General features: G+C 68.5%; 17 protein-coding genes and 4 tRNA genes. 18 read left to right on the top strand and 3 right to left on the bottom strand.

Going from position 1 to position 15,010, the window contains the following annotated elements:
• Positions 1-38: 38 nt before the first annotated feature.
• On the bottom strand, positions 39-407 hold the full coding sequence (locus EJ913_RS07105; RefSeq protein WP_126996211.1) for a hypothetical protein: 369 nt from the start codon (positions 405-407) through the stop codon (positions 39-41).
• A complete protein-coding gene (locus tag EJ913_RS31545) occupies positions 404-607 on the bottom strand; it encodes a hypothetical protein (RefSeq protein ID WP_185909713.1) in 204 nt (67 codons plus the stop codon). Before EJ913_RS31545 ends, EJ913_RS07105 begins: the two co-directional genes overlap by 4 nt.
• Between EJ913_RS31545 and EJ913_RS07100 the strand changes: the two genes are divergently transcribed.
• From EJ913_RS07100 to EJ913_RS07035, 14 genes are all read left to right on the top strand, one after another.
• A complete protein-coding gene (locus tag EJ913_RS07100; protein WP_126996209.1) occupies positions 570-1,703 on the top strand; it encodes an ABC transporter permease in 1,134 nt (377 codons plus the stop codon). The genes EJ913_RS31545 and EJ913_RS07100 overlap by 38 nt on opposite strands.
• Before the next feature lie 159 nt (positions 1,704-1,862).
• Positions 1,863-2,792, top strand: a complete 930-nt coding sequence (mepA, locus tag EJ913_RS07095) for a penicillin-insensitive murein endopeptidase (RefSeq protein WP_244939277.1) — start codon at positions 1,863-1,865, stop codon at positions 2,790-2,792.
• Between the two features lie 190 nt (positions 2,793-2,982).
• Complete coding sequence (locus EJ913_RS07090) at positions 2,983-3,918, top strand: class I SAM-dependent methyltransferase (RefSeq protein ID WP_185909703.1); 936 nt, start codon at positions 2,983-2,985, stop codon at positions 3,916-3,918.
• Between the two features lie 120 nt (positions 3,919-4,038).
• Positions 4,039-4,125 (top strand) — tRNA-Leu (locus EJ913_RS07085).
• Between the two features lie 3 nt (positions 4,126-4,128).
• Positions 4,129-4,204, top strand: a tRNA-Ala gene (locus tag EJ913_RS07080).
• Between the two features lie 117 nt (positions 4,205-4,321).
• Positions 4,322-4,408: transfer RNA gene (locus EJ913_RS07075), tRNA-Leu, on the top strand.
• A gap of 3 nt (positions 4,409-4,411) precedes the next feature.
• Positions 4,412-4,487, top strand: a tRNA-Ala gene (locus tag EJ913_RS07070).
• 189 nt (positions 4,488-4,676) lie between these two features.
• Positions 4,677-5,048, top strand: a complete 372-nt coding sequence (locus tag EJ913_RS07065; protein WP_126996203.1) for a hypothetical protein — start codon at positions 4,677-4,679, stop codon at positions 5,046-5,048.
• A 285-nt stretch (positions 5,049-5,333) separates the two neighbouring features.
• A complete protein-coding gene (locus EJ913_RS07060; RefSeq protein ID WP_126996201.1) occupies positions 5,334-6,500 on the top strand; it encodes a glutathionylspermidine synthase family protein in 1,167 nt (388 codons plus the stop codon).
• A gap of 114 nt (positions 6,501-6,614) precedes the next feature.
• Complete coding sequence (locus EJ913_RS07055; RefSeq protein WP_126996200.1) at positions 6,615-7,211, top strand: 50S ribosomal protein L25/general stress protein Ctc; 597 nt, start codon at positions 6,615-6,617, stop codon at positions 7,209-7,211.
• 77 nt (positions 7,212-7,288) lie between these two features.
• Positions 7,289-7,861 carry an aminoacyl-tRNA hydrolase gene (gene pth, locus EJ913_RS07050; protein ID WP_126996198.1) on the top strand — a complete coding sequence of 191 codons (573 nt, stop codon included), beginning with the start codon at positions 7,289-7,291 and terminating at the stop codon, positions 7,859-7,861.
• A 12-nt stretch (positions 7,862-7,873) separates the two neighbouring features.
• Positions 7,874-9,043, top strand: coding sequence for an acyltransferase family protein (locus EJ913_RS07045; protein WP_126996196.1), 1,170 nt, complete (start codon positions 7,874-7,876; stop codon positions 9,041-9,043).
• 94 nt (positions 9,044-9,137) lie between these two features.
• Positions 9,138-10,238, top strand: coding sequence for a redox-regulated ATPase YchF (ychF, locus tag EJ913_RS07040; RefSeq protein WP_126996194.1), 1,101 nt, complete (start codon positions 9,138-9,140; stop codon positions 10,236-10,238).
• A gap of 208 nt (positions 10,239-10,446) precedes the next feature.
• A complete protein-coding gene (locus EJ913_RS07035; protein WP_126996192.1) occupies positions 10,447-11,283 on the top strand; it encodes an EAL domain-containing protein in 837 nt (278 codons plus the stop codon).
• On the opposite strand, the gene EJ913_RS07030 is transcribed toward EJ913_RS07035, so the two are convergent.
• Complete coding sequence (locus tag EJ913_RS07030) at positions 11,246-11,716, bottom strand: NUDIX hydrolase (protein WP_126996190.1); 471 nt, start codon at positions 11,714-11,716, stop codon at positions 11,246-11,248. The genes EJ913_RS07035 and EJ913_RS07030 overlap by 38 nt on opposite strands.
• A 102-nt stretch (positions 11,717-11,818) precedes the next feature.
• Between EJ913_RS07030 and EJ913_RS07025 the strand changes: the two genes are divergently transcribed.
• The 4 genes from EJ913_RS07025 (at position 11,819) to EJ913_RS07010 (ending at position 15,000) form a co-directional block, all read left to right on the top strand.
• Positions 11,819-12,739, top strand: coding sequence for a LysR family transcriptional regulator (locus tag EJ913_RS07025; protein WP_126996188.1), 921 nt, complete (start codon positions 11,819-11,821; stop codon positions 12,737-12,739).
• 115 nt (positions 12,740-12,854) lie between these two features.
• Positions 12,855-14,096 carry an MFS transporter gene (locus EJ913_RS07020; RefSeq protein ID WP_211098901.1) on the top strand — a complete coding sequence of 414 codons (1,242 nt, stop codon included), beginning with the start codon at positions 12,855-12,857 and terminating at the stop codon, positions 14,094-14,096.
• Positions 14,097-14,105: 9 nt separating this feature from the next.
• On the top strand, positions 14,106-14,558 hold the full coding sequence (locus EJ913_RS07015) for a hypothetical protein (RefSeq protein ID WP_244939276.1): 453 nt from the start codon (positions 14,106-14,108) through the stop codon (positions 14,556-14,558).
• 40 nt (positions 14,559-14,598) lie between these two features.
• Entirely contained in the window at positions 14,599-15,000 is a 402-nt protein-coding gene (locus EJ913_RS07010; protein WP_126996184.1) for a DUF4345 domain-containing protein, read from the top strand.
• Positions 15,001-15,010 lie beyond the last annotated feature (10 nt).

Raw genomic sequence — 15,010 nt, 5'->3', positions numbered from 1 at the left:
CGCGGCGCGACGGCCTGGGCGCGGCGCCCCCGTGGTCCTCACTCCTTCAGGGCGGAGGTCACGCCGGTGTTCTTGTTCCACTTCAGCGTCAGCTTGGAGATCTTGCAGAGGTCCAGGTTCTCCCACACGGCGGTCTCGCCGTCGTCGTAGGCGACCTTCATGTCCCACTTGCAGGTGCTCTCGGACTTCCCGAAGGAGAGCTCGAATTCCTCACCGTCGTTCAGCACGTCGCGGCCCAGCACGTCCTCGTCCCAGCTGTTGCTCTTGGACTCCGACACGAAGATGTGCTTCAGCGGATAGCCGGTCTTGTTGACGATGGTGAAATCCTGCTGCCCGGCCAGAGCGGCGCCCTGCGTCAGGAAGAGAGCGGCGGCAAACAGGGTGCTCTTGGCAACGAAAGCCTTCACGGGATGTCTCCAGGGACAATATTGAGTAAGTTCCCAATCTTCTCCATAAGAAACATGACCCTGTCAATAGAACGAATAAAAAAAATTAAAAGTCCCTTTCCGGTTTTTTTCTTTCTGCCGAAAGCCGTGTTTTTTCTACTTTCCAAGTCATAGGGGTTTTCCATGACTCGCGTGTCGGTTGCCCGCTTTGTTGCGGTCATGGTTAAGGAATTCATACAAATGCGGCGCGACCGGCTGACCTTCGCCATGATGGTGGGGGTGCCGATCCTGCAACTCGTCCTGTTCGGCTTCGCCATCAACGCCGATCCCAAGCGACTGCCGACCGCCGTCCTGGTCGCCGACCCCGGCCCCTTCGCCCGCACGCTGGTCGCGGCGTTGGACAACTCCGGGTATTTCGACATCACCCGCGCCGTGGCGGGGGAGGCCGAGTTGGACCGCCTGCTGGCCGAGGGGAGCGTTCAGTTCGCCGTCACCGTTCCGGCCGGCTTCGGGCGCGACCTGCAACGCGGCACCCGCCCGGTCCTGCTGGTGGAGGCCGACGCCACCGACCCGGCCGCCACCAGCAACGCGCTGGCGGCGCTGGCGGTGATCGCCCGGCAGGCGCTCGACCCCGATTTGACCGGGCCGCTGGCGCCGCTGCGCTCCACCCCCGACCCGGTCGAGCTGCGGGTCCACCGCCGCTACAACCCGGAGGGCATCACCCAGTACAACGTCGTGCCCGGCCTGATGGGGGTGGTGCTGAGCATGACCATGGTGATGATGACCGCGCTGGCCGTGACCCGCGAGCGGGAGCGCGGCACGATGGAGAACCTGCTGGCGATGCCGGTCCGCCCCTTCGAGGTAATGCTGGGCAAGATCGTGCCCTTCGTCTGCGTCGGGTATCTCCAGGTGGTGCTGATCCTGGGGGCGGCGAAACTGCTGTTCGACGTGCCGCTGTTGGGCAGCCTGACGCTGCTGTCGCTGGTGCTGGTCCTGTTCATCGCCGCCAACCTCGCGGTCGGCTTCACCTTCTCCACCCTGGCGAAGAACCAGTTGCAGGCGATGCAGATGTCGTTTTTCTACTTCCTGCCGTCGATCCTGTTGTCGGGCTTCATGTTTCCCTTTCGGGGCATGCCCGGCTGGGCGCAGGCGGTGGGGGAGATCCTGCCGCTGACCCATTTCCTGCGCATCGTGCGCGGCATCCTGCTCAAGGGCAACGGGGCGGCCGAGATCGCGGGGGAGGTCGCGGCGCTGGCGCTGTTCCTGGCGGTGGTCACCGCGATCGCCCTGAAGCGCTACCGCCAGACCCTGGATTGATGGGCACTGGACTGACGGAGGCTGGACTGATGGGAGAGGATTGAGAACCGTTCTTGACCTCCACCATTCCTTAACCCTCCCTGCGCTACACCGGAACAGCCGGCTGCGGGTGAAGGGGAAACCATGAAGCGTCTTGCCGTTGGGGTGCTCGCGTGTGTCGTGGCGACTGTCGCCCTGACGGGCGCCGCCGGGGCCGAGACCCGCAAGAAGACCGCCCGCAAGCCCCCCGATTACACCACCAGCGTCGCCTGGGCCGCCGTGCCCGGCCCGTCGCTGGGCGTGGCGCAATCCATCGGCGGCTATGCCGCGGGCTGCATCGCCGGGGCGCGGGCGCTGCCGGCGGAAGGCGTCGGCTATCAGGTGATCCGGCTGTCGCGCCAGCGCAACTACGGCCACCCGCTCCTGATCGACACCCTGAAGGATTTCGGCCGCAAGGTCGCCGCCGCCGGGCTGGGCACCGCGCTGATCGGTGACATGGGGCAGGCGCGCGGCGGCCCGATGCCGATGGGCCACGCCAGCCACCAGATCGGGCTGGACGCCGACGTCTGGCTGCGGCTCGACCTGCCGCCGATGGCGCGGACCGCGCGCGAGCGGCTCGACGAGGTCAAATACGTCGATTACGACCGGATGACCATCGGCAACGGCTGGTCGGAGCGGCAGGCGCGGCTGGTCCAGATCGCCGCCAGCGACCCGCGCGTGTCCCGCATCTTCGTCAACCCGGCGATCAAGCAGGCGATGTGCGGCCGCTCCTGGCCGGACCGCTCCTTCCTGAACAAGCTGCGTCCCTGGTACGGGCATGACGGCCACATGCACATCCGCCTGAGCTGCCCGCCCGGCAGCCCGCAATGCGAGGACCAGGCCGCCCAGCCCGAAGGCGACGGCTGCGGCGAGGAGGTCGCCTCCTGGCTGGACCGCGCCACCCCGGCGGTGGAGCGCCCGCACGCGACCCCGCCCAAGCCGCGCCCGCCCGGTCCGCGTGTCGCCAACGTGCCGCCGTCCTGCCAAGCGGTGCTGCGCGCGGCCGGCACGCGGGTGGCGTCGCTTCCCCTTGATTCCCTGACGGATTCGGCTGCCCCCGCGACCCGATGACCGGGGCGGGGCGGCGATTTTCCGCTTGCTTGGACTTGGCGCTTGGATAGCCTGAGGGTGTGAACGTTTCTTGCGGGGGATGTTTCATGATGGGATCCATCGACCGCAGGACAAACAGGCCGCGCACGGCCGGCATCACGGTGCCGGGCTCCGAAGACGCGGCGATCGGCGAGCGGGGCGGCGGGTGGCGATGACGGACAAAAACGACGACGGCCAGGGGCCGAACCTGAAGACGCGCCTTCATGCCTGGTGGGAGGGCTACGACCTCTCCGGCAAGAAGAAGGGCAGGAAGGACGAGGCGCCGCCCCCCCCGCCGGAGCCGCCGTCGGGTCCGGGGCCGGGCATCAACCGCTGGGGCAAGCCCCTGTGGACCGCGACCCGCATCGAGGTGGCGGAGAAGTTGTGGGGTGAGGGCTTCAACACGCCCGGCGGCGCCGACCACATCCCCTATCTGGTGAAGCCGCTGGGGCTGAACCCGGCGATGAGCGTGCTCGATCTGGCGGCCGGTCTCGGCGGCACCAGCCGGACCATGGCGGGCAAATACGGCTGCTGGGTGACCGGGCTGGAGGCGTCCGACCTGATGGCGAAGGAGGGCATGGTGCGCTCCTTCAAGGCCGGGTTGGAAAAGAAGGCGCCGGTCGAGACCTTCAACCCCGAGCATTTCGGCTATCCCAAGCGTGTGGACGCCATCGTCTACAAGGAAGGGCTGTTCTCGGTCCGCGACAAGGAGCAGATGTTCGACGGGATGGAGATCGTCCTGAAGCCGCGCGGGCATCTGCTGATCACCGACTACATCGCCGAAGCCGACAAGATCGGCGCCAAGGCGATCCAGTCCTGGTGCGACAAGGAGCCGATGCAGCCGCATCTGTGGGACAAGGAGCGCATGGCCAACGCGTTCGCCCAGCGGAACCTCGACCTGCGCATTTCCGAGGACATCTCCGACACCCACCGCAACCTGATCCTGGTCGCCATCCAGGGCTTGGTCGAGCATCTGGAAAAGCACCATCTGGACGTCCCCACCAAGCTGGCGGTGATGGAGGAGGTCGAGATGTGGGTGCGCCGCGTCGCCGCCATCGAGGCCGGAATGCGCGTCTTCCGCTTCTACGCGATCAAGCCGGCGGAATAGGGCTGGCGAGGGAAAAGGGGCGCGCCCGGAAAAATCTTTCGGGGGCGCGATTTTTCTCTTGAGCGCGGCGGTTCCTCTGGGTACATAGAGCGCCCCGCGTGACCCCAAGTAACGCGGGACGCGCTTGTGGCGGAACTGGTAGACGCGCTAGGTTCAGGTCCTAGTGACTGCAAGGTCGTGGGGGTTCGACTCCCTCCAAGCGCACCAAACGGGGCCGTAGCTCAGCTGGGAGAGCGTCGCAATGGCATTGCGAAGGTCAGGAGTTCGATCCTCCTCGGCTCCACCATTTCTTCCCGGACTCCGGGAGGAGATGTTCTAGAGTAAAGTCTATACTTCCTGAACGCTTCACTGTGGTGTTTTCACCCCGGATGTCGCGTTCCGGTTGCTACCAGGGTAACGGTGCGCGCTTGTGGCGGAACTGGTAGACGCGCTAGGTTCAGGTCCTAGTGGCTGAAAGGCCGTGGGGGTTCGACTCCCTCCAAGCGCACCAAATGGGGCCGTAGCTCAGCTGGGAGAGCGTCGCAATGGCATTGCGAAGGTCAGGGGTTCGATCCCCCTCGGCTCCACCATTTCTTCCCGCGCCTTGACGCGGGACTTCCCAGCGTCCTCCCAAGTCTTTCTGAGCACCCCGGTGTGGCATTGCCGCATCAGCAGGCCGCGCCCAAGGTGTTACTCCCTTGGCGAGCATGGCCCGAAGGGGGCCGCGCACGGATAATCGGGGCTCCAACACGTCACCCCCTGATTTCTGGAGCGCGCCCATGTCCATTCGGATTGAGGCCGGGTTGAGGACGCTTGTTCTCGCCCTGTACGACGAAGCCGCCCTGACCGCGGCGACCAAGGGCCTGACCGGAACCCTCGGACAAATGGCCGCGCTGCGCGAAACCGCCAGCCTCGCCTCCGCTCCGGCGCGCCGCACGGTGTCGGAGGAGGAGGTCATGCGCGTTCTCCTGGCCGCCCGCCGCACCCGCCGCGCCATCCTGCTGCCCGACGCCCCTCTGCGGACCTCGCCCGGTTCCGCTCCCGGCCCCGCCGACGCCGCGCTGTCCGGCGCCTCCCTGCGTCTGCGGCGCGGCCGGCTGGCCGCCTGGGCCATGCGGTCGCTGTCGCGCCCCGGCGCCGCGCTGGTCTGACGCCACCTGCGCCGGGGGCGGGGTTGCGGCGTCTACGCCGCATGCGGTATGGCGGTCCGCGCGGTTGCGGGTTACATACGGGGCGGTGCGTATTGCGCCATCCCGCCGGATTCGGGACCATGCGCGACCGAACCCCCGAGGGGGATCCCCGAAGCCCTTCGGAGAGGACCGTTGACCAGCCCGCCGCCCGTCGCCTTCCCGCCGTCCCCCGTCCCCGCCGCCGTTCCCGCCGCTTCGGCGGAGTCCGAGCCGACACCCCGCTGATACGGACGGACCGGGTTCCCCATGCGCAGAACGACAATGAAGCCGCGCGCCGACTGGCGTCCGGGCCTTCGCAAGTATCCCTACGGCGTCCGCGCCATGTCCGCCGGCGCGGGCTGGCGGGAGGACGCCTGCTATGAGTTCACCGCCTCGCAGATCGACCTGATCGAGAGCGTCGCCGACGAGTTGCACACCATGATCGGCACCGCCGTGCGCCATGTGGTGGACAACAAGCTGTTCGGCGCGCTGGGCATCCGTGGCGAGGCCGCGCGCGTGCTGGAGGCGTCCTGGACCGATTACTGGTCGGGTGGCCGCCCGAACGAGCGGGCCGGCGGTCTGGCCGGGCGCCTGACCCTGTCCTACGATGGCCGCGACAGCGTCAAGCTGCTGGCCTGCAACTACGACACGACGGAGGGGCTGTTCGCCGCCTCGTTGGTCCAGCGCAACTGGCGCGAGGCGATGGCCGCCGACGCCAACCAGTTCAACGGCCTGCACGAGGCGCTGGTCGAGCGCTGGGAGGAACTGGCCGCCGGGCAGCCCGGCCGGGGGCTGATCCACCTGACCTGCGCCACCCCCGACCCGGTGCGCGAGGGCGAGCTGGTCTATCTGGCCGCCACGGCGGCGGAGGCCGGCATCGAGACCCGGCTGCTGCCCTTGCAGACGATCGGCTGGGACGGGCGCCGTTTCCTCGACGACGAGGGGCGGGCGATCTCCTGGCTCGCCAAGCTCTACCCCTGGGACGGGCTGACCGAGGACGCCTTCCTGCACCGGCTGCGCAGCGGCGGCATGAGCGTGCTGTCGCCGTTGTGGTGCTGGCTGTGGTCGAACCACGGGCTGTTGGCGGTGCTCTCGCACCTCTACCCGCGCCACCCCAACCTGTGCCGCGCCGCGCTGGATTCGGCCACGCTGGGGCCGTGCGACATGGTGACGGGGCGCGCGCTGTACGGGCTGGACGCGGCCCCGCAGCGCATCGTCGAGCAGGGCGCGGTGGTCGCCGACGACGGCGAGGGCGTCGATTCGCACGGCACCGTGTGGCTGGAGACGCCGCCGGGCTTCCGCGAGGAGGACACCCGCGCCGTGCTGCACGCCTGGATCGTCGGCGACAAGTGCCTGGGCATGTCGGTGCGCGAATCGCAGGATCCGCGCGTCGGCGTGGATTCGGCGGTGGTCCCGCACCTGTTCCGGGGCTGAGGCCGGCGCGCCGGCGCGGTCGCCCTTGACGTTGCGGGCGCTTTGCCGTAATGAGCCCGCGCACAGCGTCGGCACCCCTGGAGGCCGGCGCCCTTTTCGTTTTGGAGCATCGTCATGACCAAGATCATTCCGCTCGGCGCCGAAGGGCGCGAACGGGCCGGCAAGGGGACCGCCCGCCAAACCCGTCGTGACGGCCGCATTCCGGCCGTCATCTACGGTGGCAAGCAGGCGCCCGTGACCATTTCGCTCGAGAAGTTCGAGTTCACCCGCGTCCTGCACCAGCCGGGCTTCTTCACGCACCTGTTCGACGTGACCGTCGACGGCGCCGCCCACCGCGTCCTGCCGCGCGACGTGCAGTTCCACCCGGTGACCGACGTTCCGCTGCACGTGGACTTCCTGCGCGTCTCCAGCGACACCCGCGTCGTCGTGCACGTCCCGGTCGAGTTCGTCTCGCAGGACAAGTCGCCCGGCCTGAAGCGCGGCGCCGTGCTGAACATCGTTCGCCACGAGCTGGATCTGGAGTGCCCGGCCGACAACATCCCCGAGCACGTGACGATCTCGTGCGAGGGCTACGACGTCGGCGACTCGATCCACATCTCGGCGGTGAACCTGCCGGAAGGCGTGACCTCGGTGATCACCGACCGCGATTTCACCATCGCGACGATCATCGCCCCGTCGGGCCTGAAGTCCGAGGGTGGCGAAGCCGCCTAAAGCGGTTTCCCGTCTTCGATGGCGTATCGGGTGGGGGGCTTCGGCCCCCCGCTTCGTTTGTGCGGAGAGGCGTTTTCATGCTGCTGCTGGTCGGATTGGGCAACCCTGGGTCCGAATACGCGCGCAACCGCCACAACATCGGCTACATGGCCGCCGAGGCGATCGCCCGGCAATACCGCTTCACCCCCTGGAAGAAGCGTTTCCAGGGACTGACCGCCGAGGGCGTCGTCGGCGGCGACAAGGTTCTGGCGCTGGAACCGGCGACCTTCATGAACCTGTCCGGCCAGTCGGTGGTCGCGGCGCTGCAATTCTACAAGCTCAAGCCCGAGAACGTCGTCGTCATCCACGACGAGCTCGACCTTCCACCCGGCAGGATCCGGGTGAAGAAGGGCGGCGGGCATGGCGGCCACAACGGCTTGCGCTCCATCGACAGCCACATCGGCAAGGACTACTGGCGCATCCGCCTGGGCATCGGTCATCCCGGCAACAAGGATCTGGTCAGCGGCTACGTGCTGCACGACTTCGCCAAGGCGGAACAGGTCTGGGTCGACCCGTTGCTGGACGCCGTTTGCGACGCCTTCCCGCTGATGGCCGAAGGCCAGCCCGAGACTTTCATGAACAAGGTGGCGCTGGCCACGCAGGGGCGGTAGGCGGAGACGGGGATGCGCTTTCAGGTGCTGGACGGTTGGCGGGGGGTGTGCGCGCTTTTGGTGGCGCTGCTGCATTTTCCGGCCTTTGGGCACCTGTTCCATCTTCCGCTGCTGCGCAACGCCTACCTGTTCGTGGATTTCTTCTTCGTTCTCAGCGGCTTCGTCATCACCCACGCCTACGGCCGCCGGTTGACCGACCTCGCTGCCCTGACCGGCTACGCGATCCGGCGCTTCGGCCGCCTGTGGCCGCTGCACGCGGTCACGCTCGGCGTGTTCGTGCTCATCGAACTGTGCAAGCTGCTGGCGGGGCAGGGGCTCGGGATCACTTTCGGAACACCCCCCTTCACCGGGATCACGGCGGCCGAAGCCATACCGACCAACCTCGCCCTGATCCACGCGCTCGGCGTTCACGACAACAACACCTGGAACGGACCGAGCTGGTCGATCAGCACCGAGTTCTACGTCTGCCTTCTGTTCGGCCTGCTCGTTCTGACCGCGCGCCGTCATCTGGCGATCCTGGCCGCCGTGATTGCGCTGAGCGGATGGCTGGCGGTAGCGATCCTGTCCCCCCGCTACATGGGCGCCACCTATGATTATGGATTCTTCCGCTGCCTGTGTGGGTTCTTCCTCGGGCATCTCGTTCACCGTGTCCACCTTGCGGTGACGGAGTGGCCAGGGTTCCGGCAGACGGCGTTCCGCGTCCTGCCGCTGCTGGAGGTCGCCGGCGTCGGGCTGCTGATCGCCGGCCTGTCGGTTCCCGACCTTGAGGCCGGTGGATTGGCGTCGCCTCCGGCCTTCGCCGCCATCGTGCTGATCTTCTCCTTCGAGGCCGGTCCGTTGTCGCGGCTCCTGTCGTCGGCGCCCGCCCGCTGGCTCGGCACCCGGTCCTACTCGATCTACATGGTGCACATGATCGTGGTCTTCGTTCTGTGGCTGGGCACGAGCATGGCGCAGAAATCCCTCGGCCGGCCGCTGTTCGGGCAGACCATGGCGGGCAAGACCGAGATGATCGTCCTGTTCCATCGGGATGTCTGGCTGGCCGACGCGGTGACCGCGCTGTACGTGCTGTGCGTCCTCGCGCTGGCGGCGATCACCCACCGTTGGATCGAGGAACCGGGCCGCCGCCTGTTCAACGATCTGGCGAACCGGCGACGGCCGGCGCGCCTCGCCGAGGCCGGCTGACCCACCCTCCTCCCACTTCGCGTTTGCGCTTTGCGCCTTCCCGTAGGATAAAGCGGCTCGATTCCAGAATTTTTCCGACGGCGAGCACCCAACCATGGGCTTCAATTGTGGCATCGTCGGCCTGCCCAACGTCGGCAAGTCGACCCTGTTCAACGCGCTGACCGCCACCCAGGCGGCCGAGGCGGCAAATTTCCCCTTCTGCACCAAGGAGCCGAACGTCGGCCGCGTCAGCGTGCCCGACCCCCGGCTCGACAAGCTGGTGGTGATCGCCAAGTCGCAGAAGACCGTCCCGACCCAGTTGGAGTTCGTGGACATCGCCGGCCTGATCCGCGGCGCGTCGAAAGGTGAAGGGTTGGGCAACCAGTTCCTCGCCAACATCCGCGAGGTCGACGCCATCGTCCACGTGCTGCGCTGCTTCGAGGACGACGACATCACCCATGTCGAGGGCAACGTCGATCCGCTGCGCGACGCCGAGGTGGTCGAGACCGAGCTGATGCTCGCCGACATGGAAAGCCTGGAACGCCAGATCAACAGCCTCCAGAAGAAGGCCAAGGGCGGCGACAAGGACAGCAAGGTCAAGGCCGACCTGATGGAGCGCGCCCTCAAGGTGCTCCAGGACGGCAAGCCCGCCCGCGTCGTCGAGCTGGCCGAGGACGAGAAGTTCGTCTTCAAGCAGTTCATGCTGCTGACCGACAAGCCGGTGCTCTACGTCTGCAACGTCGAGGAGGCCTCGGCCGCCACCGGCAACGCCTTCACCGCCAAGGTTGCCGAGAAGGCCAAGGCCGAGGGCGCCGAGGTCGTCGTGATCTCCGCCGCCATCGAGTCCGAGGTCGCCCAGTTGACCGACCCGGCCGAGAAGGCCGAGTTCCTGGAATCGATGGGGCTGGAGGAAACCGGCCTGAACAAGCTGATCCGCGCCGGCTTCAAGCTGCTGGACCTGATCACCTTCTTCACCGTCGGCCCGAAGGAGGCGCGCGCCTGGACCGTGCGCCGCCACGCCAAGGCCCCCGAGGCGGCCGGCGTCATCCACACCGACTTCGAACGCGGCTTCATCCGCGCCGAGACCATCGATTACGACAGCTACGTCACCTTGGGCGGCGAGCAGGGCGCCAAGGACGCCGGCAAGATGCGCCAGGAAGGCAAGGAATACGTCGTCCAGGACGGTGACATCTTCCATTTCCGCTTCAACGTCTGATCCTTCAAGAGACCCCAAGACGAGGGCAAGGGCCGGCCGCTCCACCAGGAGCGCCGGCCTTTTTCTTGTCACCGCGGGCAGCGTCGTTAATCCTTTCGTAACCAAATCAAATCCGCCAAGATCTTTTGGAACATGGTTAACAAATCCTTTCCTGTGGTGTTATGGCGGGGAGGCGGTTGGTTGGACCGGCCGGTTCCAGGGAGGTGGCATGGCGGCGGAGAAGACAGTGGCGCAGGGCGGCGGCACAGCGGCGCTGACCGACGAGGGCTTCGCCGACCGCGTCCGCGACGCCATCGCGCAGGATGAGCTGTCGCTGGCCTACCAGCCCCAGGCCGACGTCGCGACCGGGCGGTTGACCGGCTTCGAGGCGCTGGCCCGCTGGCGGCTGGGCGACGGCACCATGATCCCGCCCGACGTCTTCGTGCCGATGGCCGAGACCGGCGAGGCGATCCACGTGCTGGGCGAATGGGCCTTGCGCACCGCCTGCGCGGCGGCGGCGGGCTGGATGAACGCCGGCCTGACCGACGCGCCGGTGGCGGTCAACCTGTCGCCCCGCCAGCTCGACGATCCGGCCTTCGCGCGGACGGTCCTGCGCATCCTGGCCGAGACCGGCCTGCCCGCCGCCAACCTGAAGCTGGAGCTGACCGAGACCGCGCTCTACGACCACAACGCCCAAGCGCGCGAGACGCTGATGCAATTGCGCGGCGCCGGGGTGCGGCTGGTGCTGGACGATTTCGGCACCGGCTATTCCTCGCTGGCGCTGCTGCGGCGGGTGCCGGTGGAAAGCCTGAAGATCGACAAGCAGTTCACCCAAGCGATGGTCGAGGACCGTGACGCCGCCGCCATCGTCCAGGCGATCGTCGCGCTCGCCCACGCGCTGGGCCTCAGCGTGGTCGCCGAGGGGGTGGAGACGCCCGAACAGCGGCTGTTCCTCCAGGCCTACCGCTGCGACCGGCTGCAGGGCTATTGGCTGGCGCGCCCGCTGCCGGCGGGCGAGGTGCCGGACTTCATCCAGCGGAACGCCGTGCCGCCGCCAGAGCGATGACCCGGCGGGTCTCGTCCCACTCCGTCAGTTCCCCGGCCTCGTCGGGCGTCGCCCAGACGGCCTCCAGCGCGTCGTCGGCGCAGACCGGCTCGCCCTCCGCGCTTTCCGCCGAGACCTCGACCAGCGTGTAATGGTAATGGACGCGGCCCTCGGCGTCGGGGGTGATGGCGTCCACCACGGTGACGATCCCGGTCGGCACCACCACCAACCCGGTTTCCTCCAGCACCTCGCGCGCGGCGGTCTCGAACACGGTCTCGCCGACGGACTGGGCGCCGCCCGGCAGGCTCCATTGCCCGAGCCGGGGCGCCTTGCCACGCCGGATCAGCAGCACCCGGTCGCCCCGCCAGACGATCACCCCCACCCCGACCCAGGGGCGGTCGGGGTATTCGCGGCTGGAGCGGTCGGGCAGGGGGGAGGGCTGGATGGCGGTCATGTCGGCGACTCCTCTCCGGGTCGATCGGGTCTGGCTTGACCGGACGCTACCGCAGTTCGAGACTTGCGCACCAGAGGTCAGCCCCTTGCAAAGCGCCGAACCATGAAGCTCAACGAGATCCGCACCTTCGTCACGGTGGCCGAGGCGCAGTCGGTGCAGGAGGCCGGCAACCGGCTGGGGCTGACCCAGTCGGCGGTGTCGCGCCTGATCCAGCGGCTGGAGGCCGAACTGGGCGTCACCCTGTTCGACCGCCAGACCAAGCCGCTGGCCCTGACCCGCGACGGCGAGGTTGCGCTGGCCCACGCGCGCCGCATCCTGGGGGCCGCGACCGATTTCTCCGACGCCTTCGCCGGCTCGGCCGAGCCCAAGGGGCTGTTGCGGCTTGGCGTCGCCCATGTGCTGACCGCGCTGGCCGCCGGCTGCCCGCTCGACGATCTGCGCGCCGGCTTCCCCGGCCTGACCGTGCGCATCCATTCCGACTGGAGCGCGCCGTTGATCGAGCAGCTCCGCGCCGGAGCGCTCGACGGGGCGGTGGTGCTGCTGGGGGAGGGGCAAACGCCGCCCGACGACCTGCCGTCCCGCCTGCTGAGCCGCGAGGAGGTCAGCGTCGTCGCCTCGGCCGAGCGGGCCGCCGCCGGTCCCGGCAGCCTCGCCGCCATGAACGCCGTCGGCTGGGTGCTGCAGCCGGACGGCTGCAAGTATCGCAACGCGCTGGGGCTGGCGCTGGCGCCGCTCGGGCTGCGGCCCAACGTGACGGTCGAGGCCTACGACCAGACGCTGCTGGCCTCGCTGGTGGCGCGCGGGGTCGGCTTCGGTCTGGCGCCGATGCGGCTCATCGCTCCGGTCGAGGCCGCCGCGCCGCTCCAGCCGGTGGACCTGCCCGGCTTCAACCTGACGGTGACGGTGTGGCTGGTGCGGGCGCGGGTCGTCGGGCGCATCGGCCCGGTTTTCGACCGGCTGGAGGACAGCCTGGGCCGGCACCTGACCGCGCGGACGGCGGGGCTGCATTCCGCCGCGGAATGACCCGTGTGCCGATTATGAATTTGTCGGATTGTTGAGGCACGCCTATCGTCCCCCGATGACCAACGCGGCGGCACGCACGCACCCGTGCCGCACAGCGCGCCCGATGGAGGGACCCTTGACCACCGCTTCTTCCGCGCCGTCCTGGCGCACACCGGCCCTCGTCGTCGTCTGCGGCTGCCTGATCTCGATGCTGGCCTTCGGTCCGCGGTCGAGCATGGGGCTGTTCATCGGCCCGCTGTCCGAGACCAAGGGATGGGGGCGCGACGTCTTCGCGCTCGCCATGGCCATCCAGAACCTGCTGTGGGGGGCCGGCGGCCCCTTCGCCGGGGCGCTGACCGACCGCTACGGCCCGGCCCCGGTGATCGCGGGCGGCGGGCTGCTCTACGCCGCCGGGCTGGCGCTGATGCCCTACGCCGAAACCCACGCGGGCCTTTATCTGACGGCCGGCGTCATGATCGGGCTGGGGCTGGCCGGCGCGTCCTTCGGCACCATCATCGCCGGCTTCACCCGGCTGCTGCCGCCCGAGAAGCGCACGTGGTCGATCGGCATCGCGACGGCCGCCGGATCGATGGGCCAGTTCCTGTTCGCGCCCCTGGGCCAAGCCTTCATCGCCGGCTTCGGCTGGCAGACGGCGCTGATGCTGATGGGCGGCTCGATGCTGCTGGTGCCGGTCCTGGCCGGCGTCTTTCCCGGAGCCAAGGAGTCGAACGCGACCGCCCCGGCGGTGACCGGCGCCAACATCGGCTTCGCGGCGGCGGTGCGGCAGGCGTTCCAGCACCGCAGCTACGTGCTGCTGATCTCCGGTTTCTTCGTCTGCGGCTTCCAACTGGCCTTCATCACCACCCATCTGCCGCCCTATCTGGTCGGCGCCGGCATCAGCCCGTCGTTGGCCGCCTGGGCGCTGGCGCTGATCGGGCTGTTCAACGTCGTCGGATCCTACGCGTCCGGCGTGCTGGCCGGGAGGATGAGCAAGCGCTACCTGCTCTGCGCCAACTACTTCCTGCGCGGCGTGTCGACGGCGGCCTTCATCCTGCTGCCGATCAGCCCGGCGACGGTCCTGATCTACGCCGCCATGATGGGGCTGCTGTGGCTGTCCACCGTGCCGCCGACCTCCGGCCTCGTCGCGCTGATGTTCGGGACGCGCTACATGGGCACGCTCTACGGCTTCGCCTTCTTCAGCCATCAGGTCGGGGGCTTCCTCGGCGTCTGGCTGGGCGGCGTGCTGTACGAGCGGACCGGGTCCTACGACGTGGTGTGGTGGCTGGGCGTGGCGCTGGCGATGTTCGCGACCATCGTCCATTGGCCGATCGCCGAAAAGCCCGCGCCGTCTCTGGCGGCGGCCGAGGCAAAGGCGTAAGCTGTCGCCATGATGGAAAATCCCACCCCCTCCACACCTTCCCCGCCTGGTTCCAGCTCCAGCTCCAGCTCCAGCTCCAGCTCCGGCTTCGGTGCCGGCCATGGACTCGCGGCTGCCTTCTTCGCGGTGGTGCTGGCGGTGTGGGCGGCGATGATGGGGGTGTCCCTGCGGCAGGCGGCCCTGCCGGAGGAGACCGCCGGACTGATGCTGGCGGTCTTTCATCCGGGAACCAGCGACGCCGAGGCCTTCACCGCCATGGTGCGGGCCGGGGGCGAGCCGGTGCGCACGACGTGGCTCGGCTTCGCCTATGTCGCGCGCGGGCTGGAGCCGGGCTTCGTCGGCCGGCTGAAGGCGGAGGGCGCGCTCGCCGCGTTTGGGGAGCTGCCGGTCGGCCCAACGCTCGGCGGATGCGCCGCGATGCCGGTGGACACGGCGGCGCTCGCCGCGACGAAGTTGCAGTGAGGGCGGTTGAGGAAGCCTGACCTCTTTGGTTGAGGAAAAGATGGAGAGGCGGATTCTTCAGGTGGTGGTGGCGCTGCTGTGCCTCGTCCCTCTGAGCGCGGGGGCCGCCGGTGTGGTCCTGGGGCCGGGATTCGTGTTCCCGAACCTCACCGCCACTGCCGATCCGGCGCCTTTCGCCGATCTCGACAGCCATTTCCGCTATCTGTCGGGGATCTTCCTGGGGGTCGGGCTGCTGTTCGTCTCCACGGTTCCGACCATCGAGCGGTCCACCGGCCGCTTCCGCCTCGCCGCCGCTCTGGTGGTCGTCGGCGGCCTCGCCCGCGCCCTGTCCCTGGCGCAGACCGGGGCGCCCTCGGCACCGCATCTGGCCGGGCTGGGTCTCGAACTGGTTGTGACGCCGCTGCTCGTTCTGTGGCAGGCGCGCGTCGCCGCCAAGCGCTGAAGGGGTCGCG

Source organism: Azospirillum doebereinerae (assembly GCF_003989665.1).
GTDB lineage: Bacteria > Pseudomonadota > Alphaproteobacteria > Azospirillales > Azospirillaceae > Azospirillum > Azospirillum doebereinerae.
Note: the sequence above shows the minus strand (reverse complement) of the source record. Positions and strands in the feature narration are given on the sequence as shown.

Coding starts and splice junctions, on each gene's coding strand:
- EJ913_RS07060 (WP_126996201.1), top strand. CDS start 5,334: ATGCGCAGAACGACAATGAAGCCGCGCGCCGACTGGCGTCCGGGCCTT.
- EJ913_RS31545 (WP_185909713.1), bottom strand. CDS start 607: ATGACCGCAACAAAGCGGGCAACCGACACGCGAGTCATGGAAAACCCC.
- EJ913_RS07035 (WP_126996192.1), top strand. CDS start 10,447: ATGGCGGCGGAGAAGACAGTGGCGCAGGGCGGCGGCACAGCGGCGCTG.
- EJ913_RS07100 (WP_126996209.1), top strand. CDS start 570: ATGACTCGCGTGTCGGTTGCCCGCTTTGTTGCGGTCATGGTTAAGGAA.
- EJ913_RS07045 (WP_126996196.1), top strand. CDS start 7,874: ATGCGCTTTCAGGTGCTGGACGGTTGGCGGGGGGTGTGCGCGCTTTTG.
- EJ913_RS07090 (WP_185909703.1), top strand. CDS start 2,983: ATGACGGACAAAAACGACGACGGCCAGGGGCCGAACCTGAAGACGCGC.
- pth (WP_126996198.1), top strand. CDS start 7,289: ATGCTGCTGCTGGTCGGATTGGGCAACCCTGGGTCCGAATACGCGCGC.
- EJ913_RS07055 (WP_126996200.1), top strand. CDS start 6,615: ATGACCAAGATCATTCCGCTCGGCGCCGAAGGGCGCGAACGGGCCGGC.
- ychF (WP_126996194.1), top strand. CDS start 9,138: ATGGGCTTCAATTGTGGCATCGTCGGCCTGCCCAACGTCGGCAAGTCG.
- EJ913_RS07010 (WP_126996184.1), top strand. CDS start 14,599: ATGGAGAGGCGGATTCTTCAGGTGGTGGTGGCGCTGCTGTGCCTCGTC.
- EJ913_RS07065 (WP_126996203.1), top strand. CDS start 4,677: ATGTCCATTCGGATTGAGGCCGGGTTGAGGACGCTTGTTCTCGCCCTG.
- EJ913_RS07025 (WP_126996188.1), top strand. CDS start 11,819: ATGAAGCTCAACGAGATCCGCACCTTCGTCACGGTGGCCGAGGCGCAG.
- EJ913_RS07030 (WP_126996190.1), bottom strand. CDS start 11,716: ATGACCGCCATCCAGCCCTCCCCCCTGCCCGACCGCTCCAGCCGCGAA.
- EJ913_RS07015 (WP_244939276.1), top strand. CDS start 14,106: ATGATGGAAAATCCCACCCCCTCCACACCTTCCCCGCCTGGTTCCAGC.